Here is a 20,139-nt window from a genome sequence, read left to right on the forward strand (position 1 = left end):
CATCTGATGCTCAGATAGCAAAAACAAATCACTCACTGGCTTACCCTCCGTCGGGAAACCTGTGAATCACAAAGTGCCGGTTACTTCAATGAATTAACAGGTCCTGAGCCTGAAGGTTTGCAAAGGCTAGCCTTTGCCGGGGCTTCGGGGCTGCGCCCCGCTCTGCCGGATTCCCGTGCCCGACGCACTCCCGTTACAGGAACTCTCTGAACTTCAGGGGCTGACCGGCACGTTCGTCTCGTACCGGTCCCATCGGGTGGCCAGTTCACGGACCACCACGCTCCCGACGCGATAGGCCGCGTCGAGCGACGGCATAAATCCCGAGAAACCGGATTCCTGAGATTCTTCCTGCAATAATCCGGCTGCGCTTTGCCCCGGGTGTGGCATGTCATAATTGCTCGCCGTGCGCAGGATCAGGACCCGGTTGATATCCACGCGCCCTGCCCGTGCCTGAGCCGACAGCGCCTGCATGAAGCCGATATCCTCTTCCGCGCTGGTCGCGAACACGCCTTTGCCTTCGGTCCAGTATTTCACCCAGCGTTCCGCCCAGCGGTTCATGCGTTCGCCAACCCAGAATGTCTCTCCGGATACCGTATCCCCGAGCATGACTTTTGGCGGAAGCTGTGCCTGCGGATATCCGCGATAACGCGCCCGGCTGGCCTGCAATCCTTTTGTGTCCGGCAAGAGAACGTCGCGTGTGAGCTGGTATGCCCAGGACACGAGACCTGGGTTGAGCGTGTAGCCCATGTCGCCCCATTGCGAATGCAGCGCCGGGACCGGATGCAGATCCGGCGAGGCGCCCTGAACCGGCAGAAGACCGTCTGGCCAGTTTTTTGGAATCTCACGCGCGTCCACCATATGCGCCAAGCCGCCATTGATGACGCGGGGCGCCCACACAGCCGCGCCGACCGGCCCGAAATTCGGGTCGATTCCGCCGATCCCGGCCAGCACGAAATAGGCTTTCCGCAGGTCAAAACGCGGATCGAGTACCAGCCCCGTCATGGCGGAGGCCATATGCTCCGGTCCTTCTCCGGTCACCAGTCCCAGAACCTGAAGCGAAGGATTGTAGCGCATCACGCCATGATCCGTGCCCGGCGCCGCAATTTCCTGGCTGAGCGGCAGTTTTCCGACCCAGTTCTGAAACTCGCCCGGAATGTCGCCCGTGTCCCTGCCCAGTTCGAATGTCGTTACCACCACGACACGGACCGAGATTTTTGTGTCATCCGCCCATGCCGAAGGAGGCCGGAACAGGCTCAGGGCAACGGTTGCGAGCAGCGGGACAATCCGGCGCACTGGCGGACTCCTTAATCTACGAAACGAAAAAATATTCCTGTGTTTGTCAGTCCGCCGGGGCTGCGCCGGCCGCGATTGCGTGTTCGAATCCGGCGAAATCTCCCTCCAGAGCCCATTGCAGCCGCGCTTTCTCGCTGTGCGCCAGAAAGTCATGACAGGCTCCGTCATGCGGTGCGCTGCCCGGGGCGATGCCGGAGCAGACTGCCGTCACATGATAAGGCTGCGCGGAACTCCACAGACTGTCACCCGGCAGGAAGGCGTGTTCCAGGCCGGTGCGGGAGAGATCGCGGAGATCATCGTAAGAGAGCGGGTATGTCAGCGCAGCCCGCACGTATTCATTGGTGAGATTGCTTCTTGACACGCCTTCGTCGTCTGTCGAAAGCGCGACGGGCACATGTGCCGCGCGATAGGCCATCAGCGGATGCGCTTTGCCCCGCACACCCAGGATCTCGTCATTGCTGGTCAGATTGATTTCGACCATCACTCCGCGCTTCGTCATTTCTGCCAGCAGCCCGTAAGGATCGCGTTCCTGCATGATGTCCACGCCGTGTCCGATCCGTTTTGCGCCGGCGATTTCAACCGCCTGACGGATATGCGCGCGCATGCCTTCCGGCGGAACGAGGCCGCCAGTCAGTTCACCGGCATGCAGTGACAGCTTTACATCGGGCGAATGTGCCGAGAGCGCCCGGAACATCTGCATGTGTAGCGTGTAGTCGCGCATCGCGACCGGATTGTCCTCGGGCGCGACAATGTTGATTCCCACGAAGCGTGTATCTGCCCGTACCAGCGCGTAGCCGAAGCTCAGCTGCGCCATTACCATGCCCGGCGGCATCGTGCGGAGCGTCTGGTAAAGATAGCGGACTGACACGCCACACCCCGGCGTTGCGTCGGGTGTGCCGCATTTCATCAGGGTCCGCGCGCCGTTCTCCATGTTGTCGGTCTCGTTGCGGGCCACCTGGATCATCGGCGCGAAGCGCGGGGAGAAAGTATCGATCGCTCTGGCGAAATCGGCTTCTCCGGCGATCTGTGTTCCGGCACCCAGTCCGGCGACCGGCATGATCTGTGGCGAGATCATCAGTTCGACATACTTCACATGATCGTAGCCCGCCTGATTCAGCGCGTCCGCCAGCATGTCGGCATCGTGGGTCAGGGTCGCGGGCATGAAACGATCGAATGTCGCGAAGAAATGGTCGTGTCCGGACCGGTCGGTTGCGGTCGGAACAAAATTCCGCATCGACAGCAGATCGATCTCATGGCCGTAAAGCGCCGGATCATCGGTGACCGTGCGGGCTGCCACGCCTTCCCGCGTGCTGCGGATTCCCGGCGTGCACCGGGTCGGGCCGATTGCTCCCGTTTCCGGGTTGACGCAGAACTGATCCTGCGTGGCCCAGGCGAGCATGTGCTCGGCATAGATGGCCCCGACCAGGTGATTATGCAGGTCGCTTCCTTTCGGGAAAGCGCGCAGGAACGGCAGAAGCTGCTCGGGATCGGAGCGGATGGCTTCGAAATGACGGGTCGTGGCGTCAAAATCGCTCTGGGTGGCAGCCGTGGCGGCAAGAGCACCGTGCGCGACGGTGAGACTGAAAAGCGCGGTAAGGGCGTGTCGGATCATGGCTTTATGGTGTTCGTTCTGATGTCGGAAGACAATGGCCTTTCAGCGACCCTGAAGGCAATCCTCTGTCAGGCTGAGCGCATCCGGCAGGGCGTGGCCTTCCGCTGTGTTGTCGAAAATGCACCAGACCTCTTCGGCGGGATCGTCCCGCAACATTGTGGCAATCTCCCGCAACTGGCCGGTGGAATAATCCGAGTAATACATCTTCGGCGCGCCATGCAGGCGACGGTAGGTCAGGCCGCGCCACCCGCCAGGGTCTCCGGCTCCTGGCGCGGGCGCCGGATCGGCCGCCACCCGTGCGATGTGCCGGGCGGCAAACAGCGCCTCAGCTTCCTGCCCGAACCACTCTGCATGGCGAGGCTCACAGGCGATCTGCCCGTCAAACCGCTCCCGCAGATCCGTGAAAAAGGCTTCAGCCACTCTGGCATCGAATGTACATCGCGGGGGGAGCTGAATCAGAACCACGCCGAGCTTTTCTCCGAGCCCTCCGGTCTCATCCAGGAACCGCGCGACATCATCGCCTGTTCCGGTCAGACGCTTCTCATGCGTGATGACCCGCGGCATTTTTACTGAAAAGCGAAATTCCGGCGGGACACTTTCCGCCCAGCGTTCATAAGTTGTTCGTCGGTGCGGGCGATAAAAGGAACTGTTGATCTCCGCGCAGGACAGGCGCTTCCCGTAGCGCGCAAGATGCGTGCCCTCACCAGGAAAGGACGCCGCCAGTGGCGAGGCAATCCCCCAGCCTGCGGTGCCGATGTGCCAGACCATGATAAAACAAACCCCGTCTGTTTCAGCCCTGCCACGGAACCCGTGTCTTGACGGGACCCGTCAGTCGGGTAGCACCTTACGCGTAAATAGAGCCGTGTCGCCTGGTCAGGAGTGTATCTGTTGAAGTCCCTGCCTGTTTCCTCCCGCATCTGCCTTCTTCCGGTCGCGCCCCGCACATCGCGATGTCCCGGCCGCGTTGCCCTGCTTCTGGCAGCGACTGCTTTTGGCGGGGCTGTATGGCTGGCGCACACGCCGGCCCGCGCAGCTGATCCGGGCTTCAGCGTGCCGGCGCCCGATCCGGCGCGGATCTTCGCCCCGCTGGCCTATCCCGACGTTTCCGGCGTCTATCGTTCCGCGAGCGGGCTGCGTGGCCCCGCCGCCTGGCAGAACCGCGCTGATTACGACATCCGGGTCACCATCGACCCGGCCAATAAAACTGTTACCGGTAATGAGGTCATTACCTATACCAATAACAGCCCGGACGAGCTTGCCGTTCTCTGGCTCCAGCTCGATCAGAACATCTATCGCGAAGGCTCGCGCGCCGATTTCTCCTCGCCTGAGCGGCATGTTCATCACACTGACGGCATGGTGATCGAAAGTGTCTCCGTTGGTGAGGAAGGGAAGTCCTCTCCTGTCGTGCCGATCCTCTCCGATACCCGGATGCAGGCCGTGCTGCCTCAGCCTCTTCAGAAAGGCAGCAAACTGAAACTGCGGGTGGTCTGGCATTACACCATTCCTGGCCCCTGGGGTGGCCGGACGGCGGTAACGCCGAGTAAAAACGGTGATATTTACGAAATCGCCCAGTTTTATCCCCGGATGGACGTTTATGACGATATTCGCGGGTGGGACACGGCGCCTTATCTCGGGCAGGAATTTTATCTCGACTATGGCGATATCGATTACAGTGTGACGGTGCCGTCGAATTTCATCGTTGCCGGAGCCGGTGCTCTTCTCAATCCGGATGAAGTGCTGACAAAAGAGCAGCAGGAGCGTCTGGCTCAGGCCGGCAAGAGTGACGAGCGCGTTATGATCCGCACTCAGGCTGATGTTGAAGCCGCGACGACGCCGCAGCCTGCACCTGTTCCCGCTCCTGAGGTGGAGACGAAAACAGCGAAACCCGCGGACAACACGCATAAGGACAACTCTGCTGTCACACCGGCGGCGCCCGTTGTGAAAACCTGGCATTTCCGGATGAACAACACCCGCGACGTTGCTTTTATGGCATCCGCGGCCTTTCTCTGGGATGCGGCAAAGCTCGACCTGCCTCCGGTCTCGCCTGCCCCCGACAAACCTGTGGCCCCGCGTCTCGCCATGTCTGTTTATCCGGTTGAAGGCGTGGGCTCTCACGGCTGGGACCGTTCGACGTCCTATGTGAAGCACGCCATCGAGTATTTCTCGGAAAAATGGTATCCATATCCGTGGCCGAACGCGATCAACGCCGCAGGTCATGGGGCCGGGATGGAATATCCTGGGATCGTCTTTGACGGGATGGACGATCGCGATCCCGAATTGTTCTGGATTACCACCCATGAGCTCGGCCACGGGTGGTTCCCGATGATTGTCGGCTCCAATGAACGGCGTAATGCCTTTATGGATGAAGGCTTCAATACTTTCATTGATGCTTTAGCCTCGGATCACTTCAATCACGGGGAGTTTGCACCGAAGCGGGATGCCGAATATGCGCCCGATACGGGGAAACCTGCTGATGATATCATCAAAACTCTGAAAGACCCGGCGGCCCCGGTTCTTATGGCTCCGGTGGAGACCGTTTCTGAAAAATACCGGCATGCGGTTACTTATTTCAAAGGTGCTTATGGTCTTACGCTCCTGCGTGAACAGATCCTCGGACCGGAACGCTTCGACCGCGCTTTTCGTCGCTATATCGCGACCTGGGCATTCCATCACCCGACGCCGTCCGATTTCTTCCGGCTCATGAGCAGTGAGGCCGGTGAGGACCTGTCCTGGTTCTGGCGCGGCTGGTATTTCAACAACTGGTCTCCCGATTACGCGGTCGGGAGTGTCACTTATGTTGATAACGATCCGCACAAGGGTGCTCTTGTCCGGGTTGTGAATAAAGGCTGGCTTCCGTTGCCTGTTACCCTTCAGGTGACATGGATGGACGGCAGTTCGGCCCGCATCATCATCCCGACTGAAACATGGTTGCTGCGCAACGAAATTACTTTGCAGATCGCAGGCAGCCAGTCCATCCGGACGGCCATTCTCGATCCTGACCGTGTCATTCCGGACGTGGATCGCAGCAATAACAGCTTCAGTGAGGTGCCCACGGCTGTTGTCCCCTCTTCTGCTGCACAGTGAGGGATGTCGGGACAGGCTATCAGTTTTATAGTCTGTCCCGACGGGTATTGTCCGGGCCCTCCCGCTTTATTCGGATTTTTCAGATTCGTGAGGGAATGCTTTATTTTATGTAAAGGCACAGGTTTGCATCTGATGCCAAAACTGTGGGTTCGGATTTGAATATAAAAATTAATAGTATTCTACTTCGATTGGCCTGAGGAAATAATTTGTATTGTAATACATCGGATATTTCATAATATTAAAATAATAATATTTCATTGATTTAGGTTTTCTGGCATATTTTTATTTTAGCGTTGCTTTAATCGCATAAACTATTGACTTTTTGTTTTAGTCGAAACTATAGATAAAATTATAAACTTATTGTCTTCGGGGTGATGTCAGCATGGGAAAAGTAATATTAATAACCTTTGCCGGTCGGGAAGATCGCATGGAGTTATTAAGAGTTTATGCGCTGAAACTCATTGAGAAGGGGTTGCTGGATGAATGGCATATCTGGGACTTCACGCGTGCTGCCAGTGATCGTGATTATATTCGGGAAAATTACGGACCTGTAGCCTATATTCGTCCTGCTGCCGGATATCAGAAAATTGCTACAGTTGCGCGGGGGAAATACTTCAAACTTCCCTTTATGATAAAATCAGATTTTCATCTTGCTATTAAAGCGAAAGGTCAGTCGGGGTTTGTCGAATACGTTGCTGGTGGGTGGGCAAACGGCAGGTCTGCTATCCGTCGGCTGGATGATGGTGAGTTCACGACTCAGGAGCGTTCACCCGAAAGCGAGGTTTTCGCGATGGATACACCTGGTATCATGAATTCCTGTCTTGAAAATAACGCCACAATAAATTTCACAGATAAGGGAGAGGTCAGCGTTTCTCTGGATGGATTTAATTTCCCAGACGTCGATTATTTCCGAAAGTCGGGTGAAATTGAAATATATGTCAGAGGTGGATTCGGTCACTCTCTGGAAATGCTGAACACTCCGCCGGGAATTAAACGGTTTATAGGCGATATTGGCCTCAGTGCACCTTATTTTCAGTCATTTAATTATTATGCAGATCGATATTCTACTTACAGAGATGATGTATTTTTGAAGTGTGATGATGATATAGTCTATCTCGACACTGAACATTTTTCCGGATATGTTGACGCTATCAGGAATAATCCACAATACTTTTTGATTTCTGCAAATGTAGTGAATAACGGGATTTGTGCTTACTTGCAGCAGAAGGGCGGGAGCCTTCCTGAAAGCGTGGGAGTTTTTGAAAGCCCTCCAGGCGGACTTTACGGAAGTTTGTGGGAAAGTGGTTATAAAGCGTCCAAACTGCATGAATATTTTGTAGAGCAGCGTGCCAGAATATTTAATCTGGAAAAAGAAGTGGTCGAATGGGATGCGCGAATATTTATCAATTTCGTCGGCTGGCGAGGTGAAAATCTGCGTTATATGAACATACCGCAGGGTGATGACGAAGGTATGATTTCTGTACAGATTCCAAAATATCTCAATAAAAAAATAGCTGTGTATTCAAAATTCATGGTGGGTCATCTGAGTTTCTTCCCGCAGGAATACAAAGAGGATCCGCAGAAGGATGATCCGGGAAAGATCGATCCGAAAAAAATTATTGCGCTTTACAGAACTTTATTGCCGGTATGATTGAAAGAGGTCTGCGGTAAGATGATGTTTTCTTCGTTTGTACTTTTGGGGGTCTCCCGGATTAAGGCTCAGGTGGTAAGCTGATAGTCGTTTCTTCATTGTCTGCTTAACTGTTTTTTGCCTGAACTGAACAGACGTCAGAAACCAGAATCTGACTGACAATCGGACCGGATGATTCACAGAGTGATCCCAGATCGAACTCATGATCAGGGATCACTCTGTGAATATCGTTTTCTACGGCCTCAGGGCATAACGGTGTATCTGGCTATTCAACATCCCTGAAGTTTATGAGGAATGTGTACGGCACCCATGTCCGCAATACATATTGTCGCTGCCCTGAAGATTTTTCTTCGAGCGTTCGGGAATGTATTGTCTGCCTGGAAAACAGCCTCATTATCATGATGTTTTTTTGTCGATGTGCAGACACTATGAGCGCTCTCAGAACTGACCGGCTATCCGAATACTCCGGAATTTGATCTATCCAGAGCCGGAAGATGAAAAAACCACCGTTCGGGAAGCCTCCGGCTGTTCAGATGTGCGTGCTGGTCATTACTGACAAAGAAGGCAGGTTGTCTCATTCCGCCCATCCTTCCCCGGACATAGGAAAGAGTAAATAAAAACTCTGAAATGAGGCATTTTCAGATCGTGCGGAGTTATCCTGTTAGCCGATCTTAGAATGACACATACTATTTCCGTTGGTCATTACATGCTCTGTACAGAAAAGCCCCGATCCGGTTATTCCCATCCGGATCGGGGCTTTTTGATATATTAATCTGTCCGCGAATATGAACAGATTATCGTCAGATACCTCAGTGCGTTGTGTTCTGATCCGGCAGTGCATAGGCGACAACATAATCCCCTAGTCTGGTGCCGAATGATCCGTGGCCACCGTCAACCGTCAGCACATACTGACGGCCGTTCTGCTCATACGTCATCGGTGTGGACTGACCGCCGGCTGGCAGACGGTCTTCCCAGAGCTGCTGGCCTGAAGTCAGGTCATAGGCACGGATATAGTAGTCTGCCGTGGATGTCAGGAACGCGACACCGCCGGCTGTCGTGATCGGGCCTCCAAGCGATGGGATGCCAACTTTAAAGCCGAATGGCAGCGGTGAACTGTCACGTGTCGTTCCGTTCCGATGCATCCACATGATTTTGTTGGTTTTCAGATCGATACCCGCGACGTAACCCCAGCCCGGCTGCTTACATGGTACACCGAACGGCGAGAGGAAAGCGTGGAGGTCGACACCGTAAGGCGTGCCATACTGCGGCTGGACACCGCTTTCCGACCCGGATGGCCCTGCCGTCTGATCCGGGCTGGCCGGGTTGTTCGGGCCGCGCGGGATCAGGTGTGAAACAAACGGGATGGCAATCGGGTTGGCAAACGCCACCTGACGCACCGGATCAACCGCGAGACCACCCCACTCGAACATGCCGAGATTGCCCGGGAAGACCAGCGTTCCCTGGAGAGAAGGCGGGGTGAACGGTCCGTCATAACGCATTGACTTAAACATGATCCGGCAGATCATCTGGTCGAACATCGTGGCGCCCCACATGTCGGCGTCCGTCAGGTTCTTTTTCGGGCGGAATGTCAGCTCTGAGAAAGGCTGCGTGGGTGAAACATGGTCTCCCGGAGCCGCACCCTGCGGCACAGAGGTTTCCGGCGCCTGCACGATCGGCTGACCTGTCCGGCGGTCCAGCACGAAGATATTGCCCGTCTTAGCCGGCGCATAGAGCGCGGGGACAACCGAGCCGTCCGGACGGTGAATATCCACAAGGCTTGGCTGGGCCGGGATATCCATATCCCACAGATCGTGATGAACGGTCTGATAGAACCAGACTTTTTCGCCAGTATCCGCGTTCAGGGCGAGGATGCCGGACGCATAGCGTTCCTGAATCGGAGTCCGCTCACCACCCCAGATGTCCGGAGTGGTCACACCCGTCGGGATGTAGATCAGGTTCAGCTTGCTGTCATAAGACGAGGTAATCCAGGAATTGGGCGAATTTGCCGTGAACTGATGCGTCGCGGACGGCATCTCGTTCGGGTTCGGATTGCCCGGGTCGAATGCCCAGACAAGCTGACCGGTTCGCAGATCGAAAGCCCGTGTCACACCGGATGGCTCATGCGTCGAATAATTATCCGTTACAGCACCGGAGATGATGACGACTTTGCTGGTTACTACTGGCGGTGAAGTCGGCTCATAAAAGCCCGGCTTCTTCATCGGCATGCCCTGACTCAGATCGACAACGCCGTCTTTCCCGAAAGCGTGGCAGAGCTCGCCACTGGCTGCGTTCAGAGCGAACAGCTGTCCGTCATTGGTCGGCAGGAAAATCCGGTCCGGACAGTTGTCCTGTGTCGCGGGGGCGGCCGGTGTGCCATCGGGCGCCGCATCCGGCGTTGCCGCCGCAGTGTCGAGGGGTGTCGATGCGTAAGACACGCCACGGCACGTCATATGCTGAAAAGTCGGGTTGAACGAAATCTTAGGATCAAACTTCCAGCGCTGTGTGCCGGTCGCGGCATCGAGCGCGAACAGCATCTGATGCGCGGAGCAGAGATAAACGGTGTCGCGGATTTTAATCGGCGTCACTTCGTTTGTAATTTCGACGGGGTCCTGCGGCCCCTTGAGGTCATGAGTGCGGAAAACCCATGCTACTTTAAGGTTCTTTACGTTTGCTGGCGTGATCTGATTCAGCGGCGAATAGCGATCACCGAACTGCGTGCGGCCATAAGCCCCCCAGTCCGCGTTCGCGACCTCTCCGGCGTCTCCTGGCGTGACCTGCCCGCTGGCCTGCGGCAGATTGCCTGCCAGATCCTGGGGATCCTGCGTGAGAGCGAAACCGAAGATCACGATTCCGGCAACAATTCCGGCTCCCAGTGGCAGACGGGCCGCGGTGGCGCGCGCGCCCAGATCGCGTGTGACGAAAGGGAGGAGCAGCCACAGGCCGAGCGGCAGGATGATGTCGCCGCGCGGCGCGAGCGTCCAGAAGTCGAAACCGGCTTCTGCGACAGCCCAGATCAGCGTGACGAAAACTATGCCGGCATAAAGCCACCATGCTTCCACGCGCCGCTTCCAGAGAAGGCCTGCTGTCACGAGCAGTGCGATACCGCACAACACATAATAAAAAGATCCGCTCAGTGATGCCAGCCAGGCGCCGCCGCCTGTCAGGATCAGCCCGAGCACTCCTGTTACGATGGCTGTTGCGGCCAGGACAATCCCCGGCCTGTCAGCTCTTGTTGCCATGAAAAATGAACCCATTCAGAATAGTGGTTGCTGGCTGGAAAAAAGATGACCGGTGTATCGTTTGTCAACGAGAACTTTTCAGGCCACTGACTTTGCACGTTTTTGTTTGTTTCGATTGTGAAACGTGATATTCCGGGAACCTGGCACATCGTGCGGGGTTTAATTTTATATCCCGTAGATTATTACAACTTCGCCTTTGTGTCGTGTTCTCATCCTGGTTAGTTCTCCAGTCTGAAAATCAAAATAATGTATAGCGGCGTCTGGAGGTAGTATATTGTTAATAAAATTTGTAAATTTAGCAGTATATACTATTCCATTCTGTTTTATTTACGCAACTTATTCAAGAGCTGATTCGATTGATCCTGACAGTTCCGTGAAATCTCTGCCTCGTAAGGGTGGATATGCTTATCATACCCCTGCGCGCAGGCAGCCTCTCACTGAAAGACCATCTTCCGCGGTCTCTGCTCCTGCCGTGGTGGAAACGTCCCCCGTGCCGGTTCCGAATGACTACCATGGAATTTTTCCGCAGAGTTACGACGAGTGGATTCATGGCAGCACCATGACGGGCGACTGGGGCGGGCTTCGTCAGTGGCTTGAAGATCGCGGAGTCACTATTCTGGGTCATTATCTGGAAGACACATCCGGAAATCCGATTGGCGGGAAAGCGCAGGCTGTGCGGTATGCTCATGAATTCGGGCTCGGAACGGATATCGATTTCAAAAAACTGACCGGTCACGATATCGGCACCATGCATCTTATGATCACGGAACGCGCGGGGCTGGGGCTTGGTTCCTCCATTTTGCCTGCCCTGGACTCCGTGCAGCAGATTTTCGGTTCGGGTGAGACCGTGCGCCTGACGCGGTGGTCCCTGGAGCACCATTTCGGCAGATACGTCGATATGGAGGCAGGCTGGGTCAACACCGAGAACGATTTCGCCCAGTCCACAACGCACTGGGGTATGTCCATCTACTGTCAGTTTCAGACCAACGCGGTCTGCGGCATGCCGCAGTCGCTGGCGATGAACTCGGGTTACGGCTGGTATCCGACTGCTCATCCCGGCGCATATCTCAAGCTTTACCCGCTGGGCACTGAACGTCTTCTGGTATCCGCCGGTATCTACAACGTCGATAATACGATTTCGAATACCCATAATGGCTGGAAACTCGGTCTAGGAGATTCCACCGGCACGTACCTGCCTTTTCAGCTCGGGTGGAAAACAGGCAATACGGACGAGCATGGCGCGCTGCCTGGTAATATCAAGATCGGCGGTTACTGGGACACATCCGAAGTCAAAATCGTCACGACGCGCATCACGACGTTCGAGCCGTCTTCCGTCGATCTGGTCAATCTGCCTGAAGAATCCGTCCGGGGGCGTTATGGCGGATGGTTCGAGGGCGATCAGATGATCCAGCGCGATCATGATGGCAGTTCGCAGGGAACCGTCATCTTCGGCAGTTTCATCTGGGGTGATCCGCGCACCGCGCTCGCGCCTTATTTTGCGACATGGGGCCTTATTCGCAAAGGCACGTTTGCCGGGCGTCCTGACGATACGGTCAGCCTGGGCGGCAAGTTTCTCGTCGTGAATCCAAAGCTGACGGATTATGCGCGTTATCTGCAGTCTCTTGGTGAACAGGCCTATAAACCGTCTCAGGAAAACTCGCTGGAACTGAACTATGGCTGGCGCCCGACACACTGGGCCACGATCCGTCCGGGCATGCAATATCTCTGGCATCCGGGCGGAACGAACCGTTATCCGAATGCTTACATACTCGATTTTGAAACAGGTCTGACCTTCTGAAGGGAAATCTGTCTTCCGATCTGCCGGACACGACAGCGTCAGCGGATGAAACATTTCCTCGCATGCTGCGTCTTCCCTCTGCATCAGAGGATTTCAGTTCATGCGTTTTCCCGGTTTCTCCTCTCCCCGACGCGCTTTTCGCGCTCTGACAGCAATGCTCCTGGGGGGGGCCGCACTCACCGTGCAGGCTGAAGCCGCGTCCCGGTTTGAAAGCGCGGTCTTCGGTAATCTGCCCGACGGAGGGAAGGCCCGGATATTCACACTCCGCAACGCGCATGGTGTTACCGTCAGGTTTACGTCTTATGGCGGCATTATTACCGCGATCGACACACCGGATAAAAACGGAACGATGGCCGATATCGTGCTTGGATTTCCCGACCTGAAGGGCTATGCGGTCGACAGCGCGAAAGGGGGCCTGTTTTTCGGAGCGCTGATCGGGCGTTATGCGAACCGGATCGCAAAAGGCACCTACACGCTGAACGGCGTGGAATATCACGTTCCGGTCACAGCACCGCCGAACTCGCTCCATGGTGGTCTGCACGGGTTCGACAAGAAATTGTGGAAAGTGCGCAGACTGGACGGGCTTTCGCACGCCTCCGGCGCGGAACTGACTCTGGTGAGTCCTGACGGCGATGAAGGGTTCCCCGGTACACTGACAGTCCGTGTCGACTATATTCTGGACGACACAAATCGTCTGACGCTGCATTACCGTGCAACCACGGATAAGCCGACTGTCCTGAATCTGACCAGTCACAGTTATTTCAATCTCGGTGGCGAAGGTTCCGGCAACATCGAGCACCAGATCCTGACGATCAGCGGAGATCACTATACACCGACGGACAGCACCTCGATCCCGACAGGCGAGATCGCGGCCGTTGCGAATACGCCGTTCGATTTTACGACGCCTCATGTGATTGGTGAGCGGCTGCGCAGCAATGTTCCCCAGATGATGTATGCGCGGGGCTATGACCATAACTGGGTAATCAACGGTGAGTATGGAAAAGAGCCGCGTCTGGCCGCGCATCTCACCGATCTGGCCACGGGCCGGACGCTGACGATGTTCACGTCCCAGCCTGGTTTGCAGGTTTATACTTCCAATTCGCTGGATGGCGCTTACGCGGGACCTTCGGGCCGGGCTTATCGTCAGACCGACGCCATCGCGTTTGAGGCGGAACATTATCCGGATTCACCGAACCATCCGGAGTTTCCGACCACCACACTCCAGCCGGGGCAGACGTTTGATTATACGACGGAGTTCCGGTTTGGGGTGGCGCAGTAACAGCGGCAGACCGGCGGGCTGTGTCACTCTATCACCGTGCTGTGCGGTGAAAGATTAAGGTCAGAAGTCGGTGTGGCGATCCTGTCCGGCGCGGGTCGTCATGGTCGGATCGCAACTTTACCTGTGCGCCCTGCGTCGATCCGCATTCCGGTAAACGGGGTTGAACCTCTTCCTTCGCGGGGCCATTTTCGCACATGGACGGAATAATCCGGACATGAAGAGGAAAAACTATGTCTTATGCCCTGCTTGACGCTGCACGGGTTGCAAAAGCGGCGAAAACGTCTCTGGACGTGCTGAAAGCCGCTAAGGAGTCATCTGAGGCCCATCAGCGCAAGATGATCATGGTTGAACGCATTGCCGCTCTGGCCGTTGCCGCCTCGGAGTCTCCTCAGAACGACGGTGTCACTCTGACTTCGGAAGAGTTCTGGCTCATCAGTCTGAACTGGTAACAGACAGAGCGCGTTCCACGGCGGAGCCGGTCTCGCGGTGCAGGAAAGGAACTGGGTGTTATGGCGTTTACTCTGACCAGTACAGCTTTTGTCAACGGCGCGACTTTGCCGCCGGCACAGGTTTATTCCGGTATGGGCCAGACGGGTGGTAATCTGTCGCCGCCGCTGCGGTGGGACGGCGCTCCTGCGGGAACAAGGAGCTTTGTGGTGACGCTCTATGACCCGGATGCTCCGACGGGGTCGGGGTGGTGGCACTGGGTCGTCATCAATATTCCGGCGGATGTGGCGTCTCTGCCGGAAGGCGCGGGCTCGGGGAAAGCCGGGCTTCCTGATGGCGCATTGCAGATACGCACCGATTTCGGGGTGGCCGGGTATGGTGGCGCCGCTCCTCCGCCGGGGCGTGTTCATCGGTATATCTTTACAGTGACGGCGCTCGATGTTCCGAAACTTGAGGTGCCTGCCGATGCGTCCCCTGCTCTGATCGGCTTCATGCTCAATCATCACCGACTGTCCTCAGCGCAGCTGACGGCGCTTTACGGAACATCGCGATAACGCTGTGCTGGCGGGGCCTTATGAGACCAGCCTTGCGGTTTACCGGGTGCAGCGCCACATTGTGATATAAGCCGTTTTTTCACGGGCTTGAGGGGTAAACAGATGAACACCGAAGAACGCGATCTGATCGCTAAATTCATCGCCCGGGTTGGCGGCGCGCCTCAGGCCGGGTTCGGCAGCGTGCCAGCTACCAATCCGTCTCTGCCGCCGGTTGATCCTCAGGCAGATCAGTTTATCGCGGAGAACTTCCAGAAATATCCGGAAGCTCGTTATCGCATCACCCAGATGGCTGTTGTGCAGGAAGCAGCTCTGGTCGAGGCTCAGAACCGTATTCGCGAACTTCAGTTCCAGTTGCAGCAGGCTCAGCAGGCGCTTCAGCAGCAGTCGCAGCAGAAAGGTTCCGGCGGTGGTTTTCTGGGAGGCCTCTTTGGCGGGGGACAGCAGCGTTCTCAGGCTGCTCCTCCTCCGGGATGGGGCGGGCAGGGGCAGCAGCAGGGTTACGCCCAGCCGCCTCAGATGCAGCCCATGCCGCCCGGGTTTCAGCCCGGCATGTTTCAGCAGCGCGGCACCGGTTTTCTGGGCTCGGCGCTTACCACGGCCGCGGGTGTTGCCGGAGGCATGATGGCGGCGAACGCTCTGACGGATCTTTTTAGCGGTCATCATGGCGGGGCCGATGCGGGTGGCTGGGGTGCGGGCACCCCGGGCGAGACCGTTATCAATAATAACTATGGCACTGATCCTTCCGTGACATCTGATCCGTTCGCGGGGCAGGGCACGACAGCCGATCCGAACTTCGATGCCGGCGGCGACTCGGGTGGCGACTGGGGCGGCGGCGGTGGTGGCGATGACTGGGGTGGCGGCGGGGACGATCAGTCCTTCTGAGGTTCCGGGCCTGGTGTCTGCTCCGCCGGAGCAGACACCAGGCGGTTACAGGATTTTCCCCCGTGTCAGCCCGGCCGTGATTTTCCGCCGCTCGGGCTGAATAGCGCGTTGTTCCAGGGCCGTTAATACTCTGCGACGCTACTGTTCAGGCGGGATCTGCATTCTCCCGCGCAGAGAAAAAATAATCTTAATTCATGTGATGTACGGATCTGTTTCATCAGAGGCGGACGTATGTCCGGCTTCATGGAAGAGATTCGGCTCTCATGCCGGAGTCAGGCTTTGCTGCCGAACCCTGGTCTGATTTCCGGAAGTCCGGGCGGCCTGGCTGGCGCCCGTCTGGCTGAAAGGTGGCTCCGCTGCCGTGTGCCGATTGCCCCCGACAGATTGTAAAATCAGTATCCGCCATAAACAGAGCCAGCGTCACAGCGTCGTGTTGAGAATAGGATTGCGAAGCGTTCTCATTTGTGGTTGTTTGCCGTGTACCGGTTCGGCAAGAGGCATTTGGATGTTCATCTGTTCCTGTAATGGTCTGACTGACAAAGATATTCACGCAGCGGTTGATGCGGGAGCGACGCGTCCGCAGGAAGTCTATGCGGCGAAGAAATGCCGCGCCAGGTGCGGTAACTGCGTGCCGGGTGTTGTGTGTATGCTGCGACAGGCTCTCCGGGATCAGAAGGCGCTGGTGGCTCTGAGCAATGCTGTGGAGATGGCCGACAGGGGAGGCCATCTGCGGGCTGTGGCCTGAGAATGGCGTGGCCTGCTTTTTATCCGTGGCGGAGAGAACTGATTAAGACAGCGGCGACATTGCTGATCTGCTGAACGGGGCGGATTATCCCGTGAGACGGCAGATCAGAGGCATCGCGGAGGAGATAAATCCGCGATGCTGATATCGGGAGCGGGCCGCAGGCTCAGAATGTGGCCTGCACGCGCGCGGCGAGCGAGTTGCCGTTCCGCCCGAAGATATCCACTGAACCGTCGTTGCTGTTACGGCTGACGATGAAGTGGTTGAAATCAACCATCACACGGAAATGCCGGTTGGGATACCAGTTCACGCCGCCCGACCAGACGGTTTGCTGACCGCCGCGAAGACCGTTCACGCTGTCAGGATGGCTGTTGAGATCCGAGACGCTGTAACGTCCGGAGATTTCAAGCGCTCCCCAGTGTCCTGTCGCCGGGTTGAATTCCTCCGCCTCGGGGACGCCCGGTGCGGCGAAGGCGCCCTCTTTGATGTTCTAGGCGCGGGGCTTGCCGAACAGGGTATAGTTCGCGGCCGCATACCAGCCCTGGAAGCCCAGAGTCGGCATGGAGGCGCCTCCGTTCTGGCGGGCGCGATCAACGCCGATGTGGTAATATTCACCTTTGAGCAGCAGATTTCTCCAGCGCAGCCCGACTTCGGGACCCGCTGCCCACACATTCGCGACGTTTGTGATGGTTCCCGTGGAGAGAAGACTGTCTTCTCCGAGATTAACTTCCGGACGCTGGCTCAGCTTGATGGTGCGGCCACTGGTGCCGTCACCTGGCTTAATGGACGACAGGGCCGAGATGCCGAGATGCAGATCCCAGTTTCTGGTCGCCACCGGACGGCCTGCGGCGCGGATCATTCCGCCGGTCTGGCTGTCGCCGACATTGCCGTCGCCGCCATAATAACCGCTGGCGTTACGTCCGCCGAACTGCTGCCCGGTAAAGTAAGCGGCGACCCACCAGCGTTTCTCGTAATGCAGCCCGCCCACCGAGAACCGCGCATCACCTGCGGCGATGCCACGTACGATATCGGTGATACCCGGACGTTCCATCATTTCGAAGTCGTTGGAACTCTCTGAATCTTCTTCTGTCACGCGCGGCTGGAAATAGCCGACTGTCAGGATCGTGTTTTTCAGACCGGCATAGTTGAGGTTGGCTTCATAAAGCCCGACCACACCGTCATTGTTGCTGCCTCCGTAATCAGGCGTGACGTTTGCAACCCAGTCCTTGTAGCGCCAGGTCAGCGGCACGCGCAGACGGCGGGCATTGGAGGTGAAGCTGTTGAATTTACCCTTCTGTTCGCTGCCACGCGGCGTAACGCCGATGAATCCGCCGAAATCCTCATGGAAGGCAAGGCCGATCGAGAAGGCGTATTTGCCGTCTTCGGACTGGATCGTCGGGCGACCGTTGGGGAAGCCGATCCGCATACCGCCGACATGTACTTCTTCGCTGTCAGTGGATGAATGCTGGAAGTCCTGCCAGGAGCTGACGATGCCGCGATCCGAGACGGGGCGTCCGTCGCCGGAGGCGTGATACGAGGCTGTCTGTGCCACGGGTTGCCCGAACTGAATTCCGGCATCCGGTTTGCCACTGTAGTTCGGCTCCACTGGCGTGGAGGACGCGACTGAATGGCGTCCCGGAACGTATTTCTGCCGTGGCTGTTTGTGGAGTTCGGTGCGCATCACCGCCATCTCGCGCCGCATATCCGCCATTTCGCGACGAAGTTCGGTCACTTCGGTATCGCTTGCGGCGGCCTGTGCGAGGGAAGGGCAAAAGATGGAAGCGCTGGTGAGGATGGTGACAGAAAGCAGTTGTAAGCGGGTTTTTACGGGCATCGACCTCTGTCCGGCGCGGTTTGGATGACGGTCTGTTAATCCGTTGTGATGCCGGACGGGGTGAAGCTTGGGTGACAGTGTCGTTGCAGTTTTATGACGCTCTGTTTTCCCGGGTTTCAGCTGAAAACCCGGGAGTTTGTCTGTTGTGCAAACAACACAGATTTAAAGTGGGTTTTTTCAGAATGTTGTCCTGAATGCATCGGCGGGAACCGCAGGTTCCTGCGGCCTGTTCCGTTGATCGGCAGACAGGTTTCCGGAGGCCGTCAGCCTTTGGCGGGTTTCAGGGCAGAGCCCTGGGAAAGGCTGCAATATTTACCGGGAACAGAATGCAGGATGACAGAAATCTGTCAGGTATAGCCTCAGGCGAAGGTATTACTGTCACGGTCGTAGACGCACCGGCCATCTGACCATGTGGCCCGCACGCAGCGCTCATCGCCGAGGGTCATCAGCACGAAGAGAAGCTCTTCCATGCTTTCGCAGCGCTCCGTACGATAAGTCAGCAAAGGCGTGGCGCGCGGATCGAGGATGCAGAGATCGGCCTCGAACCCTGGGGCAACCGTGCCGATGGTCTCGCCAAGATGCAGCGAACGGGCCGCACCGGCCGTGGCAAGCCAGAGGGCCTGCGCGGCATGCAGACGATGGCCGGTCATCAGCGCGACCTTATAGGCTTCTCCCATTGTGCGCAGTTGTGAGAGTGAGGTTCCGGCGCCGATATCGGTGCCGAGACCGACCCTGACCGGGCGACGCGGGTCCAGGGCATCGAACAGGCGGAACGCGCCGCTGCCGAGAAAGAGATTCGAGGTGGGGCAATGTGACAGCGCCGCGCCGGTCTCATGGCAGCGACAGAATTCGGTTTCGCCGACATGGATCGCATGGCCGAAGATACTGCGCGGCCTGACGAGCCCGGCGTGGTCGTAAACATCAAGATAGGATGAGCGATCGGGATAAAGCCGGCGTACCGCTTCGATCTCATCCGTGTTTTCGGCGAGATGGGTCTGCATGAAGACATCCGGCCGGGTGCGCAGCAGATCTCCGGCGGCCTCAAGCTGTTCGGGCGTGCTGGTGATCGCGAAACGGGGCGTGACGGCATAGAGTTGGCGCCCGTTTCCGTGCCATCGTTCGATCAGAGTCTGCGAGTCATCGTACCCCTGTTTCACGGTGTCGCGCAGGGCATCGGGCGCGTTCCTGTCCATCAGAACCTTGCCCGCGATCATACGCGTGCCGATCCGCGCGGACTCAGCGAGGAACGCATCGACGGAATGGGCGTGGACCGTGCAGTAAACCGCGGCTGTGGTCGTGCCGACGCGGAGCAGTTCGGTCATGAAGCGCTTTGCCGTATCTTTTGCGATCTCCGGGTCCGCGAAGGCGGCCTCGGCCGGGAAGACATACCGTTCCAGCCATTCGAGAAGCTGTTCGCCCCAGGATGCGATGACGGGAAGCTGCGGGTAGTGGACGTGGGTGTCGATAAAACCGGCTGAAATCAGAGAGTCGCCGTAGCTGATGATTTCGGTGTCCGGGGGCAGGGTTTCGCGCAGTGTCGCGGCCGGGCCGGCCGCGATGATTTTGCCGTCCCTGAGCAGGACTAGGCCGTCCTCTTCGATCAGCAGGCTTTCAGAGGGCGCCACTTCAAAGGGGCTGGCGCGAAATGTAATCACGCGGCCCCGGAGAGCAACCGGAGGGGATGATGGGTTCACGACAGGTATGCTCCATGAAAAAACGGTGTG

General features: G+C 57.1%; 13 protein-coding genes and 1 pseudogene. 8 read left to right on the forward strand and 6 right to left on the reverse strand.

Features of this window, described 5'->3' with window-relative positions; genetic code table 11:
• Positions 1-213: 213 nt before the first annotated feature.
• Genes GOB90_RS14550 through GOB90_RS14560 form a run of 3 tightly spaced genes read right to left on the reverse strand, consistent with a single transcriptional unit; the run spans position 214 to position 3,673 of the window.
• The gene (locus GOB90_RS14550) at positions 214-1,293 is read right to left on the reverse strand and encodes a purine nucleoside permease (protein ID WP_373322032.1); all 1,080 of its coding nucleotides are present in this window, start codon (positions 1,291-1,293) and stop codon (positions 214-216) included.
• A 46-nt stretch (positions 1,294-1,339) separates the two neighbouring features.
• A complete protein-coding gene (locus GOB90_RS14555) occupies positions 1,340-2,905 on the reverse strand; it encodes an adenosine deaminase family protein (protein ID WP_146890800.1) in 1,566 nt (521 codons plus the stop codon).
• Positions 2,906-2,947: 42 nt separating this feature from the next.
• Positions 2,948-3,673, reverse strand: a complete 726-nt coding sequence (locus tag GOB90_RS14560; protein ID WP_146890797.1) for a DUF72 domain-containing protein — start codon at positions 3,671-3,673, stop codon at positions 2,948-2,950.
• A 240-nt stretch (positions 3,674-3,913) separates the two neighbouring features.
• On the opposite strand from GOB90_RS14560, the gene GOB90_RS14565 reads away from it, so the two are divergent.
• Positions 3,914-5,989, forward strand: coding sequence for a M1 family metallopeptidase (locus GOB90_RS14565; RefSeq protein ID WP_242012067.1), 2,076 nt, complete (start codon positions 3,914-3,916; stop codon positions 5,987-5,989).
• Positions 5,990-6,371: 382 nt separating this feature from the next.
• Positions 6,372-7,640, forward strand: coding sequence for a DUF6250 domain-containing protein (locus GOB90_RS14570; RefSeq protein WP_146890791.1), 1,269 nt, complete (start codon positions 6,372-6,374; stop codon positions 7,638-7,640).
• A gap of 809 nt (positions 7,641-8,449) precedes the next feature.
• Here GOB90_RS14570 and GOB90_RS14575 read toward each other — a convergent pair.
• Entirely contained in the window at positions 8,450-10,879 is a 2,430-nt protein-coding gene (locus tag GOB90_RS14575; protein ID WP_146890788.1) for a glucose/quinate/shikimate family membrane-bound PQQ-dependent dehydrogenase, read from the reverse strand.
• A gap of 472 nt (positions 10,880-11,351) precedes the next feature.
• On the opposite strand from GOB90_RS14575, the gene GOB90_RS14580 reads away from it, so the two are divergent.
• The 6 genes from GOB90_RS14580 (at position 11,352) to GOB90_RS14605 (ending at position 16,584) form a co-directional block, all read left to right on the forward strand.
• The gene (locus GOB90_RS14580; RefSeq protein WP_264812357.1) at positions 11,352-12,677 is read left to right on the forward strand and encodes a carbohydrate porin; all 1,326 of its coding nucleotides are present in this window, start codon (positions 11,352-11,354) and stop codon (positions 12,675-12,677) included.
• A 100-nt stretch (positions 12,678-12,777) separates the two neighbouring features.
• A complete protein-coding gene (locus GOB90_RS14585) occupies positions 12,778-13,956 on the forward strand; it encodes an aldose epimerase family protein (protein ID WP_146890785.1) in 1,179 nt (392 codons plus the stop codon).
• A 230-nt stretch (positions 13,957-14,186) separates the two neighbouring features.
• Entirely contained in the window at positions 14,187-14,405 is a 219-nt protein-coding gene (locus tag GOB90_RS14590; RefSeq protein WP_146890782.1) for a hypothetical protein, read from the forward strand.
• Between the two features lie 60 nt (positions 14,406-14,465).
• A complete protein-coding gene (locus GOB90_RS14595) occupies positions 14,466-14,957 on the forward strand; it encodes a kinase inhibitor (RefSeq protein ID WP_146890779.1) in 492 nt (163 codons plus the stop codon).
• Positions 14,958-15,059: 102 nt separating this feature from the next.
• Positions 15,060-15,839: a DUF2076 domain-containing protein gene (locus GOB90_RS14600; protein ID WP_146890775.1), complete on the forward strand. Its 780-nt coding sequence runs from the start codon at positions 15,060-15,062 to the stop codon at positions 15,837-15,839.
• 505 nt (positions 15,840-16,344) lie between these two features.
• Positions 16,345-16,584, forward strand: coding sequence for a (2Fe-2S)-binding protein (locus tag GOB90_RS14605; protein ID WP_173572116.1), 240 nt, complete (start codon positions 16,345-16,347; stop codon positions 16,582-16,584).
• A gap of 163 nt (positions 16,585-16,747) precedes the next feature.
• Here the strand turns inward: GOB90_RS14605 and GOB90_RS14610 are convergent.
• Both GOB90_RS14610 and guaD read right to left on the reverse strand, forming a co-directional pair.
• Positions 16,748-18,292 (reverse strand): annotated as a pseudogene (locus GOB90_RS14610) (OprO/OprP family phosphate-selective porin).
• 482 nt (positions 18,293-18,774) lie between these two features.
• Positions 18,775-20,109, reverse strand: a complete 1,335-nt coding sequence (gene guaD, locus GOB90_RS14615) for a guanine deaminase (protein ID WP_146890770.1) — start codon at positions 20,107-20,109, stop codon at positions 18,775-18,777.
• Between the last annotated feature and the right edge of the window lie 30 nt (positions 20,110-20,139).

The organism is Acetobacter oeni (assembly GCF_011516825.1).
Taxonomy (GTDB): Bacteria; Pseudomonadota; Alphaproteobacteria; order Acetobacterales; family Acetobacteraceae; genus Acetobacter; species Acetobacter oeni.

Bases quoted from the DNA above. Each gene is read 5' to 3' on its own strand.
- GOB90_RS14595 (WP_146890779.1), top strand. From the start codon at position 14,466: ATGGCGTTTACTCTGACCAGTACAGCTTTTGTCAACGGCGCGACTTTG.
- GOB90_RS14570 (WP_146890791.1), top strand. From the start codon at position 6,372: ATGGGAAAAGTAATATTAATAACCTTTGCCGGTCGGGAAGATCGCATG.
- GOB90_RS14560 (WP_146890797.1), bottom strand. From the start codon at position 3,673: ATGGTCTGGCACATCGGCACCGCAGGCTGGGGGATTGCCTCGCCACTG.
- GOB90_RS14555 (WP_146890800.1), bottom strand. From the start codon at position 2,905: ATGATCCGACACGCCCTTACCGCGCTTTTCAGTCTCACCGTCGCGCAC.
- GOB90_RS14605 (WP_173572116.1), top strand. From the start codon at position 16,345: ATGTTCATCTGTTCCTGTAATGGTCTGACTGACAAAGATATTCACGCA.
- GOB90_RS14585 (WP_146890785.1), top strand. From the start codon at position 12,778: ATGCGTTTTCCCGGTTTCTCCTCTCCCCGACGCGCTTTTCGCGCTCTG.
- GOB90_RS14600 (WP_146890775.1), top strand. From the start codon at position 15,060: ATGAACACCGAAGAACGCGATCTGATCGCTAAATTCATCGCCCGGGTT.
- GOB90_RS14590 (WP_146890782.1), top strand. From the start codon at position 14,187: ATGTCTTATGCCCTGCTTGACGCTGCACGGGTTGCAAAAGCGGCGAAA.
- GOB90_RS14575 (WP_146890788.1), bottom strand. From the start codon at position 10,879: ATGGCAACAAGAGCTGACAGGCCGGGGATTGTCCTGGCCGCAACAGCC.